The organism is Bacteriovorax sp. PP10 (assembly GCF_035013165.1).
GTDB lineage: Bacteria > Bdellovibrionota > Bacteriovoracia > Bacteriovoracales > Bacteriovoracaceae > Bacteriovorax > Bacteriovorax antarcticus.
In genome coordinates, this window is record NZ_JAYGJQ010000002.1 from 1,046,677 (window position 1) to 1,067,694 (window position 21,018).

The 21,018-nt window shown below is 37.4% G+C and carries 28 protein-coding genes; 19 read left to right on the forward strand and 9 right to left on the reverse strand.

The genetic code is table 11. The features are described 5' to 3' along the window. Nucleotide 1 precedes the first annotated feature (1 nt). The 5 genes from SHI21_RS15165 (at nucleotide 2) to SHI21_RS15185 (ending at nucleotide 3,582) form a co-directional block, all read left to right on the forward strand. Nucleotides 2-1,984, forward strand: coding sequence for a prolyl oligopeptidase family serine peptidase (locus SHI21_RS15165; protein ID WP_323577622.1), 1,983 nt, complete (start codon nucleotides 2-4; stop codon nucleotides 1,982-1,984). A 13-nt stretch (nucleotides 1,985-1,997) separates the two neighbouring features. Continuing rightward, nucleotides 1,998-2,330, forward strand: coding sequence for a hypothetical protein (locus tag SHI21_RS15170; RefSeq protein WP_323577624.1), 333 nt, complete (start codon nucleotides 1,998-2,000; stop codon nucleotides 2,328-2,330). Nucleotides 2,331-2,522: 192 nt separating this feature from the next. Then, on the forward strand, nucleotides 2,523-2,852 hold the full coding sequence (locus SHI21_RS15175) for a hypothetical protein (protein WP_323577625.1): 330 nt from the start codon (nucleotides 2,523-2,525) through the stop codon (nucleotides 2,850-2,852). A gap of 10 nt (nucleotides 2,853-2,862) precedes the next feature. After that, a complete protein-coding gene (locus SHI21_RS15180) occupies nucleotides 2,863-3,171 on the forward strand; it encodes a hypothetical protein (protein ID WP_323577627.1) in 309 nt (102 codons plus the stop codon). A gap of 15 nt (nucleotides 3,172-3,186) precedes the next feature. Further along, the gene (locus tag SHI21_RS15185; protein ID WP_323577628.1) at nucleotides 3,187-3,582 is read left to right on the forward strand and encodes a hypothetical protein; all 396 of its coding nucleotides are present in this window, start codon (nucleotides 3,187-3,189) and stop codon (nucleotides 3,580-3,582) included. On the opposite strand, the gene SHI21_RS15190 is transcribed toward SHI21_RS15185, so the two are convergent. Further along, nucleotides 3,583-4,410 carry an Fpg/Nei family DNA glycosylase gene (locus SHI21_RS15190; RefSeq protein ID WP_323577630.1) on the reverse strand — a complete coding sequence of 276 codons (828 nt, stop codon included), beginning with the start codon at nucleotides 4,408-4,410 and terminating at the stop codon, nucleotides 3,583-3,585. Nucleotides 4,411-4,689: 279 nt separating this feature from the next. Between SHI21_RS15190 and ppsA the strand changes: the two genes are divergently transcribed. Then, nucleotides 4,690-7,116, forward strand: coding sequence for a phosphoenolpyruvate synthase (ppsA, locus tag SHI21_RS15195; protein ID WP_323577631.1), 2,427 nt, complete (start codon nucleotides 4,690-4,692; stop codon nucleotides 7,114-7,116). Further along, nucleotides 7,097-8,095: a 2-hydroxyacid dehydrogenase gene (locus SHI21_RS15200; RefSeq protein WP_323577633.1), complete on the forward strand. Its 999-nt coding sequence runs from the start codon at nucleotides 7,097-7,099 to the stop codon at nucleotides 8,093-8,095. Before ppsA ends, SHI21_RS15200 begins: the two co-directional genes overlap by 20 nt. On the opposite strand, the gene SHI21_RS15205 is transcribed toward SHI21_RS15200, so the two are convergent. Together SHI21_RS15205 and SHI21_RS15210 are read right to left on the reverse strand one after the other, a co-directional pair. Then, nucleotides 8,079-8,435 (reverse strand): rhodanese-like domain-containing protein, encoded by a 357-nt coding sequence (locus SHI21_RS15205; RefSeq protein WP_323577637.1) that lies wholly within the window; start codon nucleotides 8,433-8,435, stop codon nucleotides 8,079-8,081. The two genes, SHI21_RS15200 and SHI21_RS15205, sit on opposite strands and share 17 nt — an antisense overlap. Nucleotides 8,436-8,443: 8 nt before the next feature. Continuing rightward, the gene (locus SHI21_RS15210) at nucleotides 8,444-9,319 is read right to left on the reverse strand and encodes an MBL fold metallo-hydrolase (protein ID WP_323577639.1); all 876 of its coding nucleotides are present in this window, start codon (nucleotides 9,317-9,319) and stop codon (nucleotides 8,444-8,446) included. Between the two features lie 105 nt (nucleotides 9,320-9,424). Between SHI21_RS15210 and SHI21_RS15215 the strand changes: the two genes are divergently transcribed. From SHI21_RS15215 to SHI21_RS15260, 10 genes are all read left to right on the forward strand, one after another. Then, the gene (locus SHI21_RS15215) at nucleotides 9,425-10,081 is read left to right on the forward strand and encodes an ArsR/SmtB family transcription factor (RefSeq protein ID WP_323577640.1); all 657 of its coding nucleotides are present in this window, start codon (nucleotides 9,425-9,427) and stop codon (nucleotides 10,079-10,081) included. A gap of 9 nt (nucleotides 10,082-10,090) precedes the next feature. Beyond that, entirely contained in the window at nucleotides 10,091-10,504 is a 414-nt protein-coding gene (locus SHI21_RS15220) for a YeeE/YedE family protein (protein ID WP_323577642.1), read from the forward strand. Beyond that, complete coding sequence (locus SHI21_RS15225) at nucleotides 10,501-10,917, forward strand: DUF6691 family protein (RefSeq protein ID WP_323577644.1); 417 nt, start codon at nucleotides 10,501-10,503, stop codon at nucleotides 10,915-10,917. Before SHI21_RS15220 ends, SHI21_RS15225 begins: the two co-directional genes overlap by 4 nt. Next, the gene (locus tag SHI21_RS15230; RefSeq protein WP_323577645.1) at nucleotides 10,914-11,654 is read left to right on the forward strand and encodes a sulfite exporter TauE/SafE family protein; all 741 of its coding nucleotides are present in this window, start codon (nucleotides 10,914-10,916) and stop codon (nucleotides 11,652-11,654) included. Before SHI21_RS15225 ends, SHI21_RS15230 begins: the two co-directional genes overlap by 4 nt. After that, nucleotides 11,655-12,827 carry a chromate efflux transporter gene (gene chrA / locus SHI21_RS15235; RefSeq protein ID WP_323577647.1) on the forward strand — a complete coding sequence of 391 codons (1,173 nt, stop codon included), beginning with the start codon at nucleotides 11,655-11,657 and terminating at the stop codon, nucleotides 12,825-12,827. A 107-nt stretch (nucleotides 12,828-12,934) separates the two neighbouring features. Next, entirely contained in the window at nucleotides 12,935-13,291 is a 357-nt protein-coding gene (locus tag SHI21_RS15240; RefSeq protein ID WP_323577648.1) for a zinc ribbon domain-containing protein YjdM, read from the forward strand. A 286-nt stretch (nucleotides 13,292-13,577) separates the two neighbouring features. Then, nucleotides 13,578-15,029 (forward strand): S8/S53 family peptidase, encoded by a 1,452-nt coding sequence (locus SHI21_RS15245; RefSeq protein ID WP_323577649.1) that lies wholly within the window; start codon nucleotides 13,578-13,580, stop codon nucleotides 15,027-15,029. 73 nt (nucleotides 15,030-15,102) lie between these two features. Continuing rightward, a complete protein-coding gene (locus SHI21_RS15250) occupies nucleotides 15,103-15,237 on the forward strand; it encodes a hypothetical protein (RefSeq protein WP_323577650.1) in 135 nt (44 codons plus the stop codon). Between the two features lie 3 nt (nucleotides 15,238-15,240). Further along, the gene (locus SHI21_RS15255; RefSeq protein WP_323577652.1) at nucleotides 15,241-15,714 is read left to right on the forward strand and encodes a GrpB family protein; all 474 of its coding nucleotides are present in this window, start codon (nucleotides 15,241-15,243) and stop codon (nucleotides 15,712-15,714) included. Nucleotides 15,715-15,848: 134 nt separating this feature from the next. Beyond that, nucleotides 15,849-16,367 (forward strand): hypothetical protein, encoded by a 519-nt coding sequence (locus SHI21_RS15260; RefSeq protein WP_323577654.1) that lies wholly within the window; start codon nucleotides 15,849-15,851, stop codon nucleotides 16,365-16,367. On the opposite strand, the gene SHI21_RS15265 is transcribed toward SHI21_RS15260, so the two are convergent. Next, complete coding sequence (locus tag SHI21_RS15265) at nucleotides 16,357-16,770, reverse strand: helix-turn-helix domain-containing protein (RefSeq protein ID WP_323577656.1); 414 nt, start codon at nucleotides 16,768-16,770, stop codon at nucleotides 16,357-16,359. The genes SHI21_RS15260 and SHI21_RS15265 overlap by 11 nt on opposite strands. A gap of 97 nt (nucleotides 16,771-16,867) precedes the next feature. Here SHI21_RS15265 and SHI21_RS15270 point away from each other — a divergent pair, with 97 nt between their 5' ends. Both SHI21_RS15270 and SHI21_RS15275 read left to right on the forward strand, forming a co-directional pair. After that, nucleotides 16,868-17,338 carry a hypothetical protein gene (locus SHI21_RS15270; RefSeq protein ID WP_323577657.1) on the forward strand — a complete coding sequence of 157 codons (471 nt, stop codon included), beginning with the start codon at nucleotides 16,868-16,870 and terminating at the stop codon, nucleotides 17,336-17,338. After that, a complete protein-coding gene (locus SHI21_RS15275; RefSeq protein ID WP_323577658.1) occupies nucleotides 17,335-17,865 on the forward strand; it encodes a permease in 531 nt (176 codons plus the stop codon). The genes SHI21_RS15270 and SHI21_RS15275 overlap by 4 nt, the downstream gene beginning before the upstream one ends. On the opposite strand, the gene SHI21_RS15280 is transcribed toward SHI21_RS15275, so the two are convergent. From SHI21_RS15280 to SHI21_RS15300, 5 genes are read right to left on the reverse strand one after another with little or no spacing between them, the layout of a single operon-like run. Continuing rightward, the gene (locus tag SHI21_RS15280) at nucleotides 17,837-18,232 is read right to left on the reverse strand and encodes an acyl-CoA thioesterase (protein ID WP_323577659.1); all 396 of its coding nucleotides are present in this window, start codon (nucleotides 18,230-18,232) and stop codon (nucleotides 17,837-17,839) included. The two genes, SHI21_RS15275 and SHI21_RS15280, sit on opposite strands and share 29 nt — an antisense overlap. A gap of 23 nt (nucleotides 18,233-18,255) precedes the next feature. Further along, entirely contained in the window at nucleotides 18,256-19,035 is a 780-nt protein-coding gene (locus SHI21_RS15285) for an alpha/beta fold hydrolase (protein WP_323577661.1), read from the reverse strand. Nucleotides 19,036-19,075: 40 nt separating this feature from the next. After that, nucleotides 19,076-19,462, reverse strand: a complete 387-nt coding sequence (locus tag SHI21_RS15290) for an RrF2 family transcriptional regulator (protein WP_323577663.1) — start codon at nucleotides 19,460-19,462, stop codon at nucleotides 19,076-19,078. A gap of 54 nt (nucleotides 19,463-19,516) precedes the next feature. Further along, the gene (locus SHI21_RS15295) at nucleotides 19,517-20,488 is read right to left on the reverse strand and encodes a 2Fe-2S iron-sulfur cluster binding domain-containing protein (RefSeq protein ID WP_323577664.1); all 972 of its coding nucleotides are present in this window, start codon (nucleotides 20,486-20,488) and stop codon (nucleotides 19,517-19,519) included. Nucleotides 20,489-20,494: 6 nt separating this feature from the next. Beyond that, nucleotides 20,495-20,866, reverse strand: coding sequence for a group I truncated hemoglobin (locus SHI21_RS15300; RefSeq protein ID WP_323577665.1), 372 nt, complete (start codon nucleotides 20,864-20,866; stop codon nucleotides 20,495-20,497). Nucleotides 20,867-21,018: the final 152 nt, after the last annotated feature.

Consider the following 21,018-nt stretch of genomic DNA (forward strand, 5'->3'; position numbering starts at 1 on the left):
AATGGAAGACAAGTATTTATGGCTTGAAGATGTTTTGGGTGACAGTAGTCTTGCATGGGCAAGAGAGCGCAATAAAAAAACCATTGCAATGTTTGAAAAAGAAGAATGGTTCAATCAAGATGTTGAGAACCTACAGACGATTTTACAATCAAAAGAAAAAATCCCGGTTGTTTATTTCATCGAAGATGGTTTCGTCTATAATTTCTGGACAGATGAAACAAATATCCAAGGTCAATTGAGACGTTCAACTTTTGAAAGTTATAAAAAATCAGAACCTGGCTGGGATGTTCTTCTCGATTTAGATGCACTTTCAAAAGTAGAAGGACAAAAGTGGGTCTTCCACGATTTTGATATCTCTCCAAATAAAAAACGCGCTTTAGTTTTTCTGTCTCCCGGCGGAACCGATGCTGATGTGGTGAGAGAGTTCGATCTATTCACAAGAACATTTGTGAGTGGTGGTTTTGAACTTCCTGTTGCTAAAGGTAGCGTGCAATGGATGAGCGATGATGAGTTGTTTGTCAGCCGAGATTTTGGACCGGAAACAGTCACCAATAGCGGTTATGCAAGATTAATCAAAAGATGGAAAAGAGGTGAGTCTGTAGATAAGGCCCAAACTATTTTTGAAATTCCTAAAGAAAATAATGCCACTGACATGAGAGTTTATCATGAAGATGGCAAAGCTAGTTTTGTGGCCTCAGTTCATATAGATTTTTACACTACTGAATTTTTCAAATACGACGGATCTCAGTTTAAGCAACTTGATCTTCCCAAAAAGTTTGAATCAACGGGAGGCAATCTTACTGGATTTAATTTTGTATTAAGCCAGGATTGGAAAGAGTTTCTCATTGGAGATGTTCTTCATTTTGACTACACCACAGAAGTGGCCGAGCTGGTGTATAGAGCTCCTGCTCATTCTGCCATTTACTCTGCGCGAACGATTAAGAGTGGACTCTTTATCATTGTAGACACTGATGTAAAAGGCAGCTTCTTCTATGTAAAAAAAGAAAATGGAAAATGGATATCTGAAAAAATTGCACTACCGGAAAACGGAAGTCTCGATACATTAACGACATCTGTGAAGACGGATGATTTTTTTATTATGTTCGATTCATTCAATACTCCTGTGTCTTATTATTATGGAAATAAAAATAAGATAGAGGGCATCGTAAAAAGACAACCAGGATTTTTTGATTTCGAAAATACAGAAGTTTCCCAGCACTTCACAAAAAGTCCTGATGGTACAAGAGTTCCTTATTTTGTAGTTCACAAAAAAGGTCTTAAGTATGATGGAAAAAATCCTACTATCCTTTACGGATACGGTGGTTTTGAAATTTCATTAAAACCTCACTTCAGTAATATATTAGGCAAAGTATGGTTTGAAAAAGGTGGTGTGTATGTTCTGGCAAATATCAGAGGTGGCGGTGAGTATGGGCCTGCTTGGCACCAGAGTGCACTAAAAGAGAAACGTCAGCGTGCCTATGATGACTTTTATGCTATCGCTGAAGACGTGATTGCCAAGAATATTACTTCGTCACAACACTTGGGAGCTCATGGTGGGAGTAACGGTGGACTGTTAATGGGAGTTTGTTTCACACAAAGGCCGGAGTTATTCAAGGCCATTAATTGTGGAGTGCCTTTGTTGGATATGCGCCGCTATCATAAACTGCTTGCTGGTTATAGCTGGATTGCTGAGTACGGAAATCCTGATGAAGCAGATGGAGCTTTCATTAGTAAACTGTCGCCTTATCACAATATTAACGAAGAGCAAAAGAACTACCCGATGATGTTCTTAAACACTTCAACGAAGGATGATAGAGTTCATCCTGGGCATGCCAGAAAATTTGCAGCGACTTTAGAAGAGTACGGAATTGATTATATTTATCATGAAAATATTGATGGTGGACATGCAGGTGCTTCTAATTTGAAGGAGCTGGCTTTTATGAAGGCAATGGATTATGCTTTTTTCTGGAAGTATTTAAAATAAAGAGGATGTTATTATGAAGTATTTACTATTGGCGCTATTAGTTCTTTCGACAACTGCAATCGCGGCAGAAAAAAAAGTTGTAGCTCAAACGACGAAAAAAAATACGGTTGTAGAGCAGAATTCAAACACTTTGGATGTTACACCAGCAGATAAAACTCAAGAAAGAGCAGATGAAACTGCACTTTATACAGATGCTCCAGAAGTGAAAGCAAAAGTTACATGTAAAACAAAAGACGGGCACGAACTAAAAGCTGGTGATAAAGGTTATAAAGCTTGCCTTAAAAAAGTGAAAGCAAGTAAGCATGATCCCAAAGCAGAAGTTAAAGTAGAATTCGAAAAACAATAAGTCTAATGCCCGTGCAACCCACGGGCGTAGTTTACCTTACAATATTCCCTGTAGCATTTTGTCTCGGACTCTTTTTGTCACACAAATAAATTCTAATCATTGATGTTACTTACGGCCGGCATGTTACTTGAATCCAATACATTAAGTTAATTTGAATTTTTAATTCAATGTTTAATTTTTTAAGGAGGATTTATGAAACATGTGTTGTTATTAATCTTAACGGTTTCACTTGCCGGACAAGTTTACGGGAAATCAAATTTGCCAGTAAGCAAGGCCGCAGCCCCATCATCAGATAAGTCAATTACAGTTCATAAGAATGCTCAGGAAGAGACTAGTCAGGAAGCGATTTATCATGACTACGATAATTCTGATGTCATCCAGACAGGACAATCAGCAACAAAAAGAGAATATCAATACGACGCAAAAGTTAAATCCTGTAGAAGTGTAGATGGAGCGTGGCTTCGCTTTGGCGATGTCGGATACGCAAACTGCATGGATAATTCAAAGACCATGAAAAAATAGCGGAGTTGTAATGAAAAATTTATTTCTCGCATGCTTTTGTATTTTTACTTTTGAAGAAGCTTTTTCTCAAACCAGATTTATAGACATCGATAAAGAACAAGAAGGCAGAGAGCTAGAATTGAGAAAGCAAAGTGGTGATGAAGTTGTAACCGGACAGTCTGCGACTGAAAGGAAAACTCATCCCCCGGGCTCCTTAAAAGGAGTTCAAAAGAGCGATTCAATTAAAGGTGTGAATTGCGTGGATACGAGAGGACAAGCTTACGCTCCTAACAGCAAAGGATACAAGAAGTGTGTGGACAATGCTAACAGGGTTGAATGACCTTAAGGAGATTATATGAAAACATTATTAACACTTGTGATGGCCTTGTCGCTATCACAAGCTTATGGACAAATGTCTGGGACACCAGCTCCCTCGACAGGTGTGCCTGCAGCAGGAACTTCCTCGATGCCTGGGATGCTCAATAACAATAATCCCAATATGAATCGTCCTGCAGATCGCGCAACAGGTATTCGTAGATCAAATACAATGAACAATACGAATACAACTACTGATACGATTGGGACAAGTCAGTCTTCGACGACGAGAGGAGTGCTGCCTAATACGCCGGGAACAATTACTCCACCCAATTTAAATGCGACTGGAGTTAATTGCGTAGACCGCTCTGGTAGAACCTACGGAAATAATGATGCTGGATACACTGCTTGTGTTAATTCTATGAGAACAAGATAATTATTTTTGGTGGCGAGGGCAGTGATATGTCCCTCGTCCGCCTTGAATTGTCTTGATAACTTTTGTGACGATTCCTTCTTCCAAACACATCTGACAATGATTCTGATAAAAAACCACTAAGTGTTTTACTCCTTCGCCTTTATCGCCGTTAGCATCACGGTAGCCGCCACTGAAAGTTGTTCCTTTCGTTTCAACTGCACCATTCACAACGACATTCATTGCATCTTTAATTTTTTGGATTTCATCGGCTTCGATGTTTCCTGTAAGTCTTGTCGGTAAAATTCCAGCTCGCGCACAAATTTCCGAGGCCATGTAGTTACCGACACCAGGGAATGCTTTTTGATCGAGCAGGAAAGGCTTAATAGGCTTATTGGGGTATTTGAAGAAAATTTCTGCAATATGATCCACGTCGAAATCAGGTGAGGTGATATCGATTGGTAGAGCGTCTTCTTTGATTTTGAAGTTTTCGTTTGTGAGTAGGTAGAAATGCCCGAAGCGGCGTGGGTCGATGTAGGTTAGAACTCCGAACTGTGCTTTTGATTTATCGATGAATTCGATGTGACCGTGTTTTTCTGCTAGAGGGGCGTGGGACATTTGCCATGAACCGCTCATTCCTAGGTGAGATAAGATGTATCCGTATGGAGAGAGTTCGAAGATGAGCCACTTGGCGTGTCTGCGAATTTTAGTGATGGTGAAATTTGTTGGATCGAAATCCATTTGTTTGACCATGCGTTTTGTTAGAGGGGAGAAGACGGCCGCTTCAATCTTGAAAGGTAAGATTGGAGTGAGTTGGTTTTTTATGGTTTCGACTTCGGGTAGTTCTGGCAAGCGCGTTATCCTTTTTATATATGATCAATATACAAGAGCAATTATATATTAGCTGGCTTTCATAATGCTATTTTTAAAAGAGATGTCGGTGAAATATCTAACCTCATTTCTAGTTTTAATTTTTTGTTCGTTCATTAATAAACCTTATGACTATCTGGGCATAATACCCCAATGCTTCCTGCTTGTTACTTACTAACAGAGAGTGTGCCAGTGGCCTTTATCTTGCTTGAATTAAATTCAGTGTTCATTTGAATTTAATGTTTAGCATGAGGTGGTTTTATGGATAAATATATACGATGGTTTAATGAAATTTCTATGAAAGATCTCCCTCTTGTTGGGGGGAAGAATGCGTCACTTGGCGAAATGTTTCAGGCATTAACTCCTCATGGAATTCAAATACCTCAAGGTTTTGCTATAACTGCTGATGCTTTTTCTGTTCTGATTCAATCTAATCACCTTGAAGATAAAATCTACCCATTGCTAGAAGGATTAAATTCTCAGGATACAAAAAGACTTTCGGAAGTTGGACTGAAGATTAGGTCTCATGTTCGAAGTGCCTCATTACCAGAAGATATACAAGAAGAGATTCGGAAAAACTACGAGATGCTTTCAAAATTGGCAGGAGTTGAAGAGCTTGATGTTGCAGTTAGATCTTCAGCTACAGCAGAAGATCTTCCAGGAGTTTCATTTGCAGGACAGCAAGAAACATTTTTGAATGTTCGTGGTGTGGTGGACTTATTATCTGCATGCCGTAATTGTTTTGCGTCTCTTTTCACAGATAGAGCAATTAGTTATCGTGTTGCTAATGGATTCGAACATTCCAAGGTAAAATTATCAATTGGAATTCAGCAAATGGTAAGATCAGATCTTGCTTCTTCAGGTGTTATATTTACTTTAGATACTGAGTCTGGCGCTAGGAATGTCATTCTTATAAATAGCTCCTACGGCCTTGGTGAAAACATTGTTGGCGGAAGAGTTGATCCTGATGAATTTGTGATACAAAAATCACTTCTTGGAAAATCGTTTTTACCAATTCTTAGACGCAAGGTTGGATCAAAGCAGTTAAGAATGGTGTATTCAGGTCATGGAAGTCGTTCAACTAAAAATATCGAAGTTTCTAAAGCAGATCAGCGAAAATTATCAATTTCAGATGATGAAGTTATGACTCTTGCAAATTGGTCACTGAAAATTGAGGAGTACTATTCTAATCTCAATAAACGTGAAACACCTATGGATATTGAATGGGCAAAGGATGGTAAAACAGGCGATATCTTTATACTGCAAGCAAGGCCCGAAACAATTCATTCGAATAAATTAAAATTAGATACAGGTGTGTTTGTCCTAAAAGAGCGATCAAAAGTATTAATTACTGGGCGAGCTGTTGGTATGAAAATTGGAGCAGGCCCAGTAAAGATTATTCGAGATGTTTCTGAGTTGCATAGCTTTCAAGTCGGAGATGTTTTAGTCACTGATATGACTGACCCGGATTGGGAGCCTGTAATGAAGAAAGCTTCAGCTATTGTGACTAATAGAGGCGGAAGAACTTGTCACGCGGCCATAATTAGTCGAGAGCATGGAGTGCCTTGTGTTGTTGGAACAGAATCGGCCACTGAATTATTAAACGATAATCAAAATATTACTGTTTCATGCGCAGAGGGCGATGAAGGAATAGTTTATGAAGGTATTCTTCCTTTTAAGGAAGAGAAAGTTGATTGGAAACAAATTCAAAAAACAAAAACCAAGATCATGGTTAATATGGGAAACCCGGCCCAGGCCCTCACTGCCTCACTTTTACCCGTAGATGGAGTAGGTCTGGTGAGAATTGAATTTATAATCACGGAGTCTATTCGAATTCACCCAATGGCCTTGGCCCACTACGATCAAATAAAAGACTTATCCGTACTCAATCAAATTCGTGATGTTCTAGGTGTCTATGGAAATAATCCAGAACAATATTTTATCGATAAACTTTCTGAAGGCGTGGGGATAATTGCAGGAGCATTTTATCCTCGTCCTGTGATTGTTCGTTTCTCTGATTTTAAAACAAATGAGTATGCCAGTTTGGTAGGAGGCAAGCAGTTTGAATCCTCTGAAGAAAATCCAATGATAGGTTTTAGAGGGGCCTCTAGATATTATGATGATCTCTATCGTGATGGCTTTGCCCTTGAATGTAAGGCCATTAAAAAGTTAAGAGAAGTTGTTGGGTTGACTAATATAAAAGTCATGATTCCTTTTTGTCGTTCCCCGGAAGAAGGTCAAAAAGTTATTGAAGAGATGAAAAAAAATGGCATTATTCAAGGTGAGGCGGGTTTAGAAATTTATGTCATGTCTGAAATTCCAACCAATGTTTTAAGAGCACAGGAATTTGCAAAATATTTTGATGGTTTTTCAATTGGTTCAAATGATTTAACTCAAATGGTACTTGGAGTTGATCGTGATTCGTCAAAGATTAGTCATCTTTTCAATGAGAAAGATCCGGCAGTCTTAAAAATGCTTCAAATGGCAATAAGTGCAGCTAAAAAAGCGGGACGTCCTATTGGAATTTGCGGACAGGCACCAAGTGATTACCCGGAAATTTCTGAACTTCTGGTTAAAGAAGGAATAAATTCTATATCGGTTACTACTGATGCGGTTTTTAAAACAATTCGAATTGTATCTGAAGTTGAAAAAATGGATGGGAGACTTTATGAAAGTCGCCATGTTTAGCACTCATGAATATGAAAAAGAATATTTTTTGCAAGAATCAAAAAGTTTTAATCATGAACTCATTTTTTTAGAAACGCGACTGACCGAAGAAACGGCAAAAGAAGCAAATGCTATTCCTTGTGTTTGTGCTTTCGTTAATGACAACCTGGATTTCAAAACACTTTCGCTCCTTACTCAGGGAGGCACTAAGTTAGTGGCCTTACGTTCTACCGGGTTTAATCATGTAGATCTTATTGCCTGTAAGAAATTAGGTTTAAGTGTTGTGCGTGTACCTGATCACTCACCCCACGCAGTTGCTGAGCATGCAGTCTCATTGATTCTATCGTTGAACAGGCAAATTCCTCGTTCTTATAATCGAGTGAGGGATGGCAATTTCTCAATTGAAGGTCTGGTAGGGTTTGACCTAAGTAAAAAAACTGTGGGAATTATAGGTACAGGAAAAATAGGGAGTGTAATGGCCAGAATTATGCTTGGATTTGGTTGTGATGTGATTGCGCATGACTTAATTCATAATCAGACACTTTCAAGTATTGGTGTTCAATATGTTTCTTTAGATAAACTCTTAAGAACTTCAGACATCATTTCATTGCATCTCCCTTTAACGAATAAAACACATTACATTATTAATGAAGAAGCTTTGGCAAAGACAAAAGATGGAGTCATGCTGATTAATACTGGGCGAGGTGCTTTAATAGATACAAAAGAGCTTATTGAATCCTTAAAACAGGGGAGGATTGGTTATGCTGGTCTAGATGTATACGAGAAGGAGGAAGGAATTTTTTTTGAAGATCATTCAGGAAAAATAATTGAAGATGATATGCTTTCAAGATTAATGACATTTCCTAATGTTATAATTACTTCCCACCACGCCTTTTTGACTAAAGAAGCACTTCGAAATATTGCATTAACTACGCTTCAGAATATTGCAGATTTCGAAAGTGAGGGAACACTCATAAATGAGGTTATTCCTGAATTTTAAACTCTCTCCAAACTGGTAGCTTTAGAGCATTCCACTTCAGCATTCCTCCATCCATATTATACACTTCAGAAAATCCGGCCGATAAAGCGTCCTGAGTTGCTTGGCCCGAGCGCCCTCCTGATCGACAGACAAAAATAAGTTGTTTGGTTTTCTCAGTTTTGTTGATAAAATTTTTCAAATCTGGACCTAGGGTTACAAGTTTTGCACTCTCAATATGCCCAAGTTCTGCAGTGAATTCTTCCAGTCTTCTAACATCAATGATCTCAAAATTTGAAAGCTCATTAACATCTTCTGGGTTAATCGTTGGTATTCCATCTTTTATGTAAAATTTAGTACTCATTTTTCCTCCTACAATTTTCCAGATTTTAACTGAACATTTAAAGGCAATTTTAAATATGATTTTCCGTTTGCCTCGGCGCTTGGTAAGTGACCAGCATCAATATTTACTTGAATGCTCGGTAAAAGCAATCTGGGCGTTGCTAATTTTTTGTCTCTGGATTCTCGAAATTCAACATATTCAGTTTCAGTTGTCTTGGCAGAGAGCTGGATATTTTTTAACTTACTTTCACCGATAGTTGTATGGAAAAGCATTTCTCGGCCATTAGGACTGTAGTCATGCCCTACATAAACATTGGTCTCATCAGGAAGTGAGTACAAGTTTTTTGAAATAGAATGATAGAGATCGTGAGCACTTCCTTTAGGGAAATCACATCTTCCTGTACCGTAGTCAGGCATAAATAAGGCATCCCCAACAAAGACAGAATTTTCAAATTGATAACTCATACAGGCCGGTGTGTGACCAGGAGTGGGGAAAGCTTTCATATGGAGGGAGCCAAAATTAATCTCTTCAAAATCTTTGAAGAGATGATCGAATTGAGATCCATCTATCTTGAGATCATTTAAATTGAAATGTGATTTAAAAACTTCTTGAACAATTTTTATTTTTTCACCAATGCCATGCACGGCCTTGGGAAATAATTGTTTTAATATTTGCGAACTTGAAAGGTGATCGGCATGTGCGTGTGTTTCGAGAATCGCTTTTACATTAAGTTGGTTCTGATTGATATAATCAATAACTTTTTGAATGCTATGGTCATCAATTTTTCCCGAAGGTGGATCAAAATCAAGTACAGGGTCAATGATCACTGTATCGTTTGTTTTTTCATCGATAACTAAATAAGTAAGAGTAAAAGTATCCGGATCAAAGAAGTGTTGTATTTTCATTTTATACCTCCAACTTGGCCTATTTTTATAATACTCCCCTTAGTTACGCTATTCAATTGATTAATTGAATAATGAGTGGTATATTAATACTATTGAGAGGTTAGAGTGGATAAATTGCAACTATTAAAGAAACAACAAGGAAGTATCTTCGAATCTATGGCGGGGATATTAAGTGCAATTGCTGCACCTGTTAGAATTCGATTAATCCATTTTCTCTCACAGGCACCGCTAACAGTTGAAGTCTTAGCGGCCAAGACTGATCAAAGTGTAGCGAACACTTCAATGCACTTAAGAAAAATGCTTAATGAAGGTTTGGTAAATGTAGAGAGCATGGGACAAAAAAGACTTTATACTTTAGAACCTGCAGTTTTAGACTTCTGGGAATCCTATCAGGATTTCATTCAAAAATTGGATCCAACTTTGAAAATAAATTCGCAGGAATTGGGTGGAGATATTAGTTGGACAGAAGATTGGGAAGAAACAAGAAAGCTTATAAAGAAGCAAGAAATTATTTTTTTGGATGTTAGGCCAAACGACGAAGTAACTGATGAAAAAGAATTTCCTTCAATTGTGCATATTTCACAACAAGATTTAAAACAAAATTTAAGTAAGCTTCCCAAACGAAAAAAGATTCTCGTTTTTTGTCGTGGTCGCATGTGTGCACTTTCTGCCTATTCTGTTAATTATCTAAGAGAGAATGGATACAAGGCCTATCGCCTGGAAGAGTCATGGACGCGTTTGAAAAAAGAATTATTAAAGTAGGAGTCTAAAATGATAAATGCAATTATTGGCGGAGTGCTTATTGGACTTGCTGTAAGTTTGATGCTGTTGTTTAACGGAAGAGTGACCGGAATTAGCGGAATCCTCGGCGGTATTATCAAGCCTCAAAAAAATGATCTCAACTGGAGAGTGGCCTTTGTAGGTGGTCTTCTATTTGGTGGTATAATTCTTCGCTTTTTAAAACCGGAAGCCTTTATCCAGGTTTCTTCAGCGCTATCGATTGATTATATCATTGCAGGGCTTTTAGTCGGATTTGGAACACTCTTAGGTAACGGATGTACTTCTGGTCATGGAGTGTGTGGGATCTCACGACTTTCAATTCGCTCCATCGTAGCGACTTTAACTTTCATTCTTTTTGGAGTGATCAGCGTTCTTATTTTTAAATTTGTGCGAGGTTCTCTATGAAAATTTTTATAGCATTTATTGTGGGTCTTATTTTTGCTTTAGGTCTTGGAATAAGCGGCATGACAGAAGTTCAAGTCGTGAGAGGTTTTTTAGATGTAACTGGAGATTGGAATTACTCCTTAGTAGGAGTTATGGCCGGGGCCATCTTTGTTCATTCTATTTTTTTTTATTTCATAAAAAAGAGAAGTTCTCCGTTACTAGATACTAAATTTCATCTACCTACACGTAAAGATTTAGACTGGCGATTGATTACTGGTGCGGCCATATTTGGATTAGGCTGGGGATGGGCAGGGATTTGTCCTGGTCCAGGAATCGTTGCGGTGACCAGTGGTAATATTAATATCATAATCTTTATCGTGTCTATGTTAGTTGGTATGGGAATATTTAAACTATTCGAAGATAAGATAAAATGATTGAACTAATATGTGGAATATTAATTGGAACTGTAATGGGTCTAACAGGGGCCGGGGGAGCACTCGTTGCGATTCCTCTGTTCATGCAGTTTATGGGGCAAAGCTTAAAAGAAGCCTCTCTTTATTCTTTAGTCGCTGTAGTATTGGCATCACTATTAAATTTTTTGGCCCAAAAATCCTTTGCACAATATAAAACTGGATTGCTGATTGTTATTGCTTCGGCCGCAGGAAGCTATCTGACGGCACCATTTAAGGCCGCATTATCTTCATTCTGGATCGCGATTATATTATCGCTCGTTTCTTTATATGCTTTGTATAGTGTCTGGTTTCCAGTAAAAATAAAAACGGATGATCAACCATCTCATGAAAGCTTTTGGCTCTCAACTTTAGTTGGATTGGCCTTAGGAGCACTGACGACTTTTACTGGTCTCGGCGGTGGTGTACTGATGCTTCCAATACTGCTTGGTCTTTATCATTTCAAACAACCGAATGCCGTGGCTACAAGTCTTTTTGCAGTGGGGCTGTCTTCGCTGAGTTCTTTAGTAATCCAAATTCATCAAGGGGCAGATTTTAAAATAGGAATAGGCTTTTTTTATCTGTTAGGTGGAATTTTAGCAGCAGTATTCTTATTAAAAAGACTTTCGCAGCGTTTGAGTATGGATATTTTAATCAAGATAAGACAGATCGTATTTTCTGGTGTCGTTTTATTGGCCCTAGCAAAAATCTTAAGGTTTTAAATGAAATATTTTGAAGTTTTTTTTACATTTTTTCGATTGGGTTTAACTTCGTTTGGAGGCCCCGTTGCACATTTAAGTTATTTCCATGATGAATTTGTTAAAAAGAAAAAATGGATAAATGAACACGCTTATGCTGACCTTGTGGCCTTATGCCAATTTCTTCCGGGGCCTGCCAGTAGTCAAGTCGGAATGGCGATTGGATTAAATCGAGCAGGCATCATTGGGGCAATTGTAGCATGGATAGGATTTACAATTCCTTCCGCAATCATTCTCATCCTTTTTGGATTAGGAATGACCCACTTAAATTTGAATGCACACCAAGGCTGGCTTCACGGTCTTAAAGTTGTTGCTGTTTCAGTTGTTGCCCAAGCAGTTTATAATATGGGAAAAAAACTTTGCCCAGATAAAGAGCGTATTTCAATTGCTCTTTTTTCTAGCGTGATTGTATTGTTCTTCAATTCAGCTTTTATTCAGATTTTAGTATTAGTCCTGGCAGGAATTTTTGGTGCCTACTTTTTTAAAGAAACAAAAGAGCTTCCTCATATTCCCATGGAGAGTGGAGTTAAGAAAAAAACGGGAGCAAGTTTTTTAATTATCTTTTTAGTCATATTAATTTTACTTCCGGTATTTAGATCAGTTTTTCATTATCAGGCAATAAATCTTTTTGATAGCTTCTATAGAGTCGGTTCACTCGTTTTTGGTGGAGGACATGTCGTTCTCCCTCTAATTCAGTCGGAAGTTGTTCCAACTGGATGGGTCTCAAAAGATTTATTTATGGCAGGCTATGGTTTGGCCCAAGCTATCCCTGGACCGCTATTTGCTTTTAGTGCTTATATCGGTGCTGTTTCTAATTTATATCCTAATGGATGGTTAGGGGGGATACTTTGTTTGGTTGCGGCCTTCCTACCAGCATTTCTTTTAATCGTTGGTATATTACCATTTTGGGAAAGGCTCAGAAGTTTCCCACGCATAAGACAATCAATGCTTGGAATAAATGCTTCTGTCGTTGGAATTTTGCTAGCGGCACTTTATCATCCGGTTTGGACGAGTGCAGTTTTTTCGGCGAAAGATTTTGCATTAGCTTCTGTTGGTTTTTTATTATTAGAGCGCTGGAAGCTTGCTTCATGGATAGTCGTACTGTTAACTGTTTTAATAAGCTTTTTGATTTATTGATTATAGCGAAACGGCATGAAGACCATTACATATAACGCGCAGGCACTTAAAGAAAAAGAAAATAAGTTCTAAAGTATTGGCTTACTAATTTATTACAAGGTTATTATATGTCAGATGAAAGTCAGGTCTGTCCGAAATGCAATTCACCTTATGGGTATCAAGATAGAAATTTATGGGTTTGTCCAGAGTGTGCGCATGAGTGGACATTGGCAACTGTAGAAGCTCCTAAGGAAGTTGTCGCTGGTCCAAAGTTTTTAGACTCTAATGGAGTTCAACTTCAAAATGGTGACACCGTTAGAACAATCAAAGATTTAAAAGTTGGTGGTGAAAACCTTAAGTCTGGAACAAAAGTAAAAGGGATACGTTTATTAGAAGATCCTGTCGATGGCCACGATATTTCATGTAAGGTTGATGGGCATGGATCAATTTATTTAAAGTGTTCTGTCGTTAAAAAAGATTCTTAAAAAAAGAATAAAGTTCCAATATACTTTTCTGGTCGCTATCTAACAAACTTCAATCTTGATAGGTAAGATTGAAGTTTGTTGGTTTTTGATAGTTTTGACTTCGGGTAATTCAGGTACCCTTAGCTACTCTTGGCAGTTAAACTTCAATTCAGGACAGTTAAAGAGCAAAAAACTCCTTCTTATCAAATAAGTCAGGTATTTCTTTTTAGCTAAATACCTATCATCCGATTAGAGACCTATGAAGTGTCTCTATTTTTCAATAATTTTTCTTTTACTCGTCAACGTCTTGAACGCTGAGTGTATTAATTCAAAAGACGAATGTATCAATACAGCTGATAAAAACTTATGGGCCCAAAACTTAACGGGTATTGATCTTTATCGTGATAATTTTAAAGATCATCATAAAATTAAGATTGGTGTATGGGATTTGCCAACATCGATAGAGAAAGTGAAAGGGATTGGTCCTGATTTAAGAAAGAAATTGAATCAAGGAAATTTAAATTGGGAGAAGGCAAAGAAGCCTGATGCTCCTGAAGAGTTAGAACATGCATATCTTGTAAGTAATTTAATTGCAGGTGTGCCATCAATTAGTACTGGAAAGAGCGGAGTAATAACAAATATTGGTGTCATTGAAAATGATGGTGGTGGCTATAAAGCAATATTAGAAGATTTAAAAAAATACCCTGAACTCGTTCCTGATTTAGTTAATATCTCTCATGATAATAAGCCTTATGATTTTGATCCTGCGGCGAAAGAACTTAAAACCTATTTGAAAGATACTATTTTCATATGTTCTTCTGGAAATTATTATCCGAGCAAGGCCGATAGCGAAGGTGATTCACCATGTATATTTGTAGGCTCTATTGCTGACGATGGTCGAGTAAGTGAATTCTCGGCGGAAGGGAGATCTGTAAATATCTTAGCACCTGCTGATATAAGCATTATGAGCTTTGATGGAAAAGAACCAAGTAAATTTGGCGGGACAAGTGCAGCAAGTCCTTATGTTGCAGGAGTCGTCTCCGATTTTCTATCAGAAATATATCCTTTAAAGATAGACCGCAAGAAATTAGTAGAAATCTTAGACAAGACTTCTCTTAAAAATCAGCAGAATTTAAAATCAAGTTTCTCTAATGCTGGGATTATCAATTCATTTAAACTTCATGAAGTTGCACTTCGATTAAAATCTAATCCGGAATTAATTAATTCTGATTCACTTTTTGATTTCAGTAAGGAACTCAATAAGGATCTTATGAGTGCAGCAGTCTCTTTGGTGCAAATGGATTGTGTGAAAAGAAAAGAAGCTATAAAGTTTTTGCGAAAGGTATTTTTTCTTTCAGCGCAGAATTCAATTGAGCAAAAAGATGCAGCGAAGGCGCTATTGGCATTTGATGATAATTTAGTCGCGAATAAATCATTTTATGAGTCTTTTATAGAAAAGAATAAATTGGATCTTGGAGAGCTATATAAATCAGATGAGAGTACGCATTCAAGAATCGTCAGAAGTTTGTTTGATCTATTTCCAAGTGAAGATGTTATTAAAGGCCTAGAAAGTGACTTGAATAAATTGTCAGGATCGGCTTCTGTTGCACTGATGAAAGAATTGGCCAAAAGAAATATTCGAAAAGATCTAATTGAAAAAATAATGAAAGATTCTCCTGCGAAAATGGATAGTGGAATGTCATTGAAAGAATGGGGCGATTACTTAATAGAGCGCTTTATGAATGTTGAGAATATATAATTAATTTAAGCATTCATTTTAGATGATTACCAAGAGTAATAAAGGTTCCACAATGAAAATATGGAAATTAAAAATGAAAGATACCCGCGTTATTAAAACAGTTGCCGACACCTTAAGTGCATCACCTGATAAAGAATATAAGGATTATGTTAATTCTAGTTCTAAGAAATGCGCGGATGTTTTCGATTTTGTGAGGAGTGATGAATAAGATATGTTATTAAAACCATATGAAGATTATTCTAAACATGTAAATGATCTCTTTGTCATATTATCTAAAGAGCTTCGATCAATTCTACCAGATGCAAGAATCGAGCATATTGGATCTTCTGCAGTGCCAGGATCAATTTCAAAAGGTGATCTAGATGTATTTGTGGGAGTCGATCACTCTCACTTTAATCAAGCTTTATCTTTAATTAAATCCTTAGATTTCTATGAGAAAAAGGGGACTTTTCGTTCAGATGAGTTATGCATGCTTGTGACAGACAAGTTTAACTACGATGTGGCTGTTCAGTTAGTATCAAATGGATCAGAGTTTGAAGATTTTCTAAAATTTAGAGATCTACTCAAAACTAATGATGAGTTTGTGAAAGAGTACAACGAGGTAAAGTTGATGGCCCAGTATCTAGATGGGAATGAATACCGTCAAAAGAAGAGCATTTTTATTACAAAAATTTTAAATTCTTAAAGATACATATCTCTGTGATTCTATAGAGTATATCCAATTCATTCACATTTTTATGGGCTTCTCATTTGACTTCAAGTCAACTTGAAGTTGTATGATTTATTGTAACAGCAATCTAATACAACAAGAGGAGCCAAATGAATCAACAACAAATAAATCTTTTCTTTGATGATTTGAAATTATCTTGGAATAAACAAAATGAAGAAACCATTAAAGCTGGCAAGCATGTAATGGAAAAAATGTTAAAGAGGGAAGATCTAAAAAAATATTTAACTAATCAATCTGACAATCTTGCCAAAGGAATCGAGCTCTATCGAGACAGTGAGTTTGGTTTTATCCTGTTAGCTTATTCTGAAACAAAAGGCCTGTATCGCATGCCACACAATCATGGAAACGGTTGGGTGATCTACTCAGTAGTCGATGGAATAATCGAAATGGGAACCTATGCTTTAATTGGGGATATGAACCTAATTAAAAAGGAAAAGCATCAAGTTCAAATTGGGAGTAGCGAAGTGTACTTCCCTGGAGATATTCACGATACTCAATGTGTAAGTGATTCTGTCATCATTCTAAGATTAACAAGCTGTGATTTAAAAGAAGAAGAGAAACAAGGGAGAATAAAGAAATTTCAAAAACCTTGTTCGCTTAAAACTTAATAGATAATTTTTTTGAAGAGAGTCTTGTCGCGACCTTCATGAGTTTTATGAACGTAGGGCATTCAAGATGATTCTCAGCTTTGCAATTTGAAGCGTGAATAAGAGAGTCTCGAACCGCAGTGAGTTTTGCTATTTTCTTGTCAATTTCTTTGGCCTTTTCTTTGAGTGTTGATCTGTCTATTTGAACATCGTGATTAGACTGATTAAACATAGATGCAATTTCATCTAAGCTAAAGCCTGCAAGACGTCCAAGATTAATCAAAGCGAGGCGTTCGAGAACACTGGAATGGTATTGTCTGCGAAGTCCCTTTCTTCCTGTGCTGCTGATAAGACCAATTTCTTCGTAGTAGCGCAAAGTTGATGTTGAGACATGTGATTGTTTTGAAACGTTACCAATATCCAAGAAGACTCCGTTGATAATCGAGAATAGGTAATATTAATTCCTGCCTCGTTGAATATCAAGAGGTCTTAATAGAGTCACTAAGGTGTAGGAGAAAAGTATGGTGCTTGTAGTATGGTCGATCACTCTTTTAGCTTTTGTCGTTTCTTTGGTAAAAGATAAGGAGCGTACCTTGAGGGCCGCAAAGCATAGTTGGAACTCTTTTAAAAATTTAACCTCTGGCGTACTTGCAATGGTTGGAATAGTGGGATTAATGTTAGCGGTTGTCTCTCCTGAAGTCCTGAAAATGATTTTTACCTATAAAGGATTTATGGGATTTGTTATCGTCTCAAGTGTGGGTGCGATTGTTACAATTCCAGGACCGATTGCTTTTCCACTCGCGGGATCATTACTAAAAATTGGAGCGAGCTATGGAACGATCGCTTCTTTCATTACAACTTTAACAATGGTTGGTCTTGTCACTTCACCTCTTGAAGCTTCTTACTTTGGAAAAAAGTTTACATTTATGCGCCAGCTTTTTAGTTTTCTTGCGGCCATTGCGATAGGACTCATCATGGGAGCATTTATATGATTGTAGAGATCATTAGAAAGTATCGTCTTTTTATGATTGTGATTTTGATTAATGTTCTCTTGTTTTTTGTTATGCCTGACATCGCTCAAAAATCGATGACCAATTCATTTAATTTTTTATTTGAGGTATTAAAAATTCTTCCACCGGTGATGTTGTTGATGGGACTTTTTGAAGTGTGGGTGTCTCGGGAAACTATTGAAAATCATCTTGGAGCTGAATCAGGTTTTCATGGATCTCTTATTGCCATTCTTTTAGGATCAGTCGCAGTCGGCCCGCTATTTACAGCGTTTCCCATTGCTCTTTCGTTAAAGAATAAAGGGGTACGGACTTCCAATATCGTTATTTTTTTAGGATCGTGGGCGACGATCAAGATTCCCATGATACTTATGGAAAGTAGCTTTATTGGACTTCGATTTGCCATTATGCGTTTAGTTATTACCATTCCTTTTATTCTGGGAATTGGTTACTTAATGGAAAAAATTTTAAAAAATCAGCAAGTCACACAGGTGGCAGTAAATGGGCCTTAAGTTTTTCCTTAATTGATTCAGGGATTGGAGTAGATTTTTGATTTGCATAATCAAAGCAGACTAAAAAAGATTTTCCGCGGCTGACAATTATGCCGTCTTGTATTGCTTCTTGTACGAGAACAAAAGAAGAGTTTCCAATCTTTTCTACTGCCGTTTTTACAGTAACAGATTTTTGATAATATCCTTGTGCCAGATAATCAATTTCTAATCTCGCAATGATGAGGTTCCATTTTTTGGGATCAAGGTCGGGGACAAAGTATTCGAAAATTGATCTTCGGCCTTCTTCAAACCAAGTTGCAATACTGGCATTGTTAATATGCCCTAAAGCATCGGTGTCGTTGAAGCGAGGTTTAAAAGTGTATTCCATAAGCTGTCCAGTTTGAAAGTCGATCAATTTATTAATTCACGCAGGTAATTTTCAAGAGCAATATTAAATTCTTCAGGCTTCTCCAGCATCGGATAATGACCAACCCCTTCAATCACAGAGTAATTAAAGTCAGCAAAGTATTTTCTATTAATCTGTTTATTCGTAACACCAACATCAGAATTAATGGCCCTTACAGGAATATTAAGTTTCTTAGCAAAGTCTCGAGCATCAGTTTGATAAAGAGGCTCAATGCACTTAATTGCAAAGTCCGGGCTATTTGTTAAAAACTCATTTTGAAGTTGAGTCTTAACTTCTGGAGGAGTGTCTTTTGCAAAGAGGTATTGGGGAAGAACATTTTCAACAGTGGCCTTAAAGTCTTTACGATAAAGATCAAACAGCTGGCCGGCCTGCTCAAGAGTTATCATTTGATCCAAATCTTTTAATGTATCAACTAAGATTAAAGCTTTTACGTTTGGAATTTTAACGGCAGCTTCAGTCGCGTAGACGCCACTCATTGAATGGCCCACTAAAATAATATCTTTGACCGACAGATCATCAGCAACCGCGACAATATCCTTCGCGTAATTTTCTGCTGTCCACTTAGTTCTCATTCTTCCAGAGTCGCCATGTCCCGCCAGATCCATTTGGACGATAAGATATTTATCTGAAAAGAAATCTCGCTGAGAATCCCACCAGCGCTTATTACCAAGCCAGCCATGGACAAAAAGCAAGGCCGTTTCGCCATTGCCTGATACTTCATAAGAAATTTGAGTTTGATCGTTTGATAAGACTGTTTTTTTCATGTTAAAAGCATAACAAGTCTACTTAAGGATAGAAATAAATTTATACCAGGTCTTTAATTTTATACTGACCTAATTCATCGAGAAAAGATTTTTGTGCTTTGTGAAGATAGGACTTAAGCTTGCATCCTGGACTGAGCCTACACGTATTTGATTTACTATCAAAACATTCAACTAACGTTAGGTCTTCAAATTGAATGAGAACTTCTGACAACGAAATATTAAGGGCACTCTTATTAAGAAAAATCCCACCAGCAGGCCCTGGAGTAGAAGTAATATATCCCAGCTCAGAGAGTCTATTCACAACAACACTTAAGTGATTTTTCTTAATTTTATAAAACTCCGCTATTTCCTTAATCGTTGCTTTTTCTTCCATTTGAAGAAATGTAAGCACGCGTAGTGAATAATCGGTTTTTAATGTAAGTTTCATCGTTATTTAAAACTACCACAAAGTTTAAATTTATTATAGGGCCTTATAAAAAACTCAGCTTTTGGGTTTCGCAGCGACAAATGAATCGCTTAAAATCTTCTTTGAAGAAACCCCTTTCATAAAGACCGTTTGCTTAATCTTTTTAACCATATCGGGATCACCGCAAACCATAACAGTCGTATTAAATTTATCTATGAAGCTATTTTGCAGAAGCTCTATCAGGTCTCCCTTGATAAAACCTTCACGCTCTTCACCTTTTAAATAAACAGGAGAGTAACTAAATTGCTCAAATTTATTCTCAAGATTTTTTAAATACTCAATCAGGTATAAACTCTCGATCGTAAGACCGCCGTGATAGAGTCTTATTTTATTTTTGAAGCCTCTTGCAAGGGCATCAATAGCTATACCCATGAGAGGTGCTAGTCCTGTTCCTACACCTAGAAGAAGCAGGTCATCGTTAAACATTTCCTGGGTCAAATAACATTCACCAATAGGACCGTTAACTTTAATCATTTTTCCTATCAAATCTGTATCATAAAGCCAGCTGGACATGACCCCGCCGTGCATCTTTCTTACGTGAAATTTAATAATGCGATCATTGGAGACGCTGGCAATTGAATAAGAGCGGGATAAGTTGTCATCTCGAATGATATTCAGAAACTGACCAGCATGATAGGCAAGAGGAGTGACAAGTCGAATAGCTAAAATAACAACACTCGACGAAACTCTATCCTGCGAAAGGATTTGTCCCACAATTTGATTATTGGATTCTGCAGGTTTTGTGACCTCAAAATCTTTAGTCAGACGCTGCTGGCAGGAAAGAAATAAACCAGACTCTTTTTTTTGAGCGCTTAATCCTTTTTGAGCAATAGCGTCTGCACCTGAAGTTGTCTTCAATGTGCATGACTGGCAAACTCCTCCTCTGCATGAGTTGGGAATTATCTGACCGTTTCGAATTAAACAATCCAAAACGGTTTCAGATTCATGGCCTTCAAATATATGTTCATTGTATTTTAAAAGAGGCATTTCTAGTTATCCTTCTCTGTTTAAAACCTGTCCGCGTACACTTTCTGCGATAGCTCCAACTTGCATGATTAATTCTTTGGGAACATTTAACTCCACCAAAGTTCCTGCGAGTAATTCAATTACTGCATCGACGTGAGAGTCGTTTAATCCTCTTTCAACAAGGTGTTTGTGACCATCTCTCATATTCTGGCCGCTGTAGTTAACCGGGCCACCGAAAGCGTAAGTTAAAAAAGATTTTTGTTTTGCAATCTGCTCGTCCATATCAACATCGTCAAAGAATCTGCTGATTCGGTCATCTGCTAAAACTTTGCGATAAAAAATATCTACTGCTGCATCAACTGCTTGCTCGCCACCAATTTGCTCATAGACTGAACTCATATAATCTCCTTTAGATCCGTATTGATATATTTTAAATATATCAATTGGCGTGAACGGTAAACTTAATTTTTAAGAAAATGATGGGGTCAAGTTTCCTCCTTTTTGAAAATTGGAGATTTTACGGGGCCTTGGAGAAGTTAGGTCTTATTTAA

Excerpts from the sequence above, each read along its gene's own strand:
- SHI21_RS15230 (WP_323577645.1), top strand. The coding sequence starts at position 10,914 with ATGATTGAACTAATATGTGGAATATTAATTGGAACTGTAATGGGTCTA.
- SHI21_RS15300 (WP_323577665.1), bottom strand. The coding sequence starts at position 20,866 with ATGAGTTCAGTCTATGAGCAAATTGGTGGCGAGCAAGCAGTTGATGCA.
- SHI21_RS15210 (WP_323577639.1), bottom strand. The coding sequence starts at position 9,319 with ATGAAAATACAACACTTCTTTGATCCGGATACTTTTACTCTTACTTAT.
- SHI21_RS15180 (WP_323577627.1), top strand. The coding sequence starts at position 2,863 with ATGAAAAATTTATTTCTCGCATGCTTTTGTATTTTTACTTTTGAAGAA.
- SHI21_RS15260 (WP_323577654.1), top strand. The coding sequence starts at position 15,849 with ATGAATCAACAACAAATAAATCTTTTCTTTGATGATTTGAAATTATCT.
- SHI21_RS15255 (WP_323577652.1), top strand. The coding sequence starts at position 15,241 with ATGTTATTAAAACCATATGAAGATTATTCTAAACATGTAAATGATCTC.
- SHI21_RS15240 (WP_323577648.1), top strand. The coding sequence starts at position 12,935 with ATGTCAGATGAAAGTCAGGTCTGTCCGAAATGCAATTCACCTTATGGG.
- SHI21_RS15170 (WP_323577624.1), top strand. The coding sequence starts at position 1,998 with ATGAAGTATTTACTATTGGCGCTATTAGTTCTTTCGACAACTGCAATC.
- SHI21_RS15165 (WP_323577622.1), top strand. The coding sequence starts at position 2 with ATGGAAGACAAGTATTTATGGCTTGAAGATGTTTTGGGTGACAGTAGT.
- SHI21_RS15290 (WP_323577663.1), bottom strand. The coding sequence starts at position 19,462 with ATGAAACTTACATTAAAAACCGATTATTCACTACGCGTGCTTACATTT.
- SHI21_RS15285 (WP_323577661.1), bottom strand. The coding sequence starts at position 19,035 with ATGAAAAAAACAGTCTTATCAAACGATCAAACTCAAATTTCTTATGAA.
- SHI21_RS15250 (WP_323577650.1), top strand. The coding sequence starts at position 15,103 with ATGAAAGATACCCGCGTTATTAAAACAGTTGCCGACACCTTAAGTGCA.
- SHI21_RS15175 (WP_323577625.1), top strand. The coding sequence starts at position 2,523 with ATGAAACATGTGTTGTTATTAATCTTAACGGTTTCACTTGCCGGACAA.
- SHI21_RS15220 (WP_323577642.1), top strand. The coding sequence starts at position 10,091 with ATGATAAATGCAATTATTGGCGGAGTGCTTATTGGACTTGCTGTAAGT.
- SHI21_RS15225 (WP_323577644.1), top strand. The coding sequence starts at position 10,501 with ATGAAAATTTTTATAGCATTTATTGTGGGTCTTATTTTTGCTTTAGGT.
- SHI21_RS15280 (WP_323577659.1), bottom strand. The coding sequence starts at position 18,232 with ATGGAATACACTTTTAAACCTCGCTTCAACGACACCGATGCTTTAGGG.
- SHI21_RS15200 (WP_323577633.1), top strand. The coding sequence starts at position 7,097 with ATGAAAGTCGCCATGTTTAGCACTCATGAATATGAAAAAGAATATTTT.
- SHI21_RS15205 (WP_323577637.1), bottom strand. The coding sequence starts at position 8,435 with ATGAGTACTAAATTTTACATAAAAGATGGAATACCAACGATTAACCCA.
- chrA (WP_323577647.1), top strand. The coding sequence starts at position 11,655 with ATGAAATATTTTGAAGTTTTTTTTACATTTTTTCGATTGGGTTTAACT.
- SHI21_RS15270 (WP_323577657.1), top strand. The coding sequence starts at position 16,868 with ATGGTGCTTGTAGTATGGTCGATCACTCTTTTAGCTTTTGTCGTTTCT.
- SHI21_RS15275 (WP_323577658.1), top strand. The coding sequence starts at position 17,335 with ATGATTGTAGAGATCATTAGAAAGTATCGTCTTTTTATGATTGTGATT.
- SHI21_RS15185 (WP_323577628.1), top strand. The coding sequence starts at position 3,187 with ATGAAAACATTATTAACACTTGTGATGGCCTTGTCGCTATCACAAGCT.
- ppsA (WP_323577631.1), top strand. The coding sequence starts at position 4,690 with ATGGATAAATATATACGATGGTTTAATGAAATTTCTATGAAAGATCTC.
- SHI21_RS15295 (WP_323577664.1), bottom strand. The coding sequence starts at position 20,488 with ATGCCTCTTTTAAAATACAATGAACATATATTTGAAGGCCATGAATCT.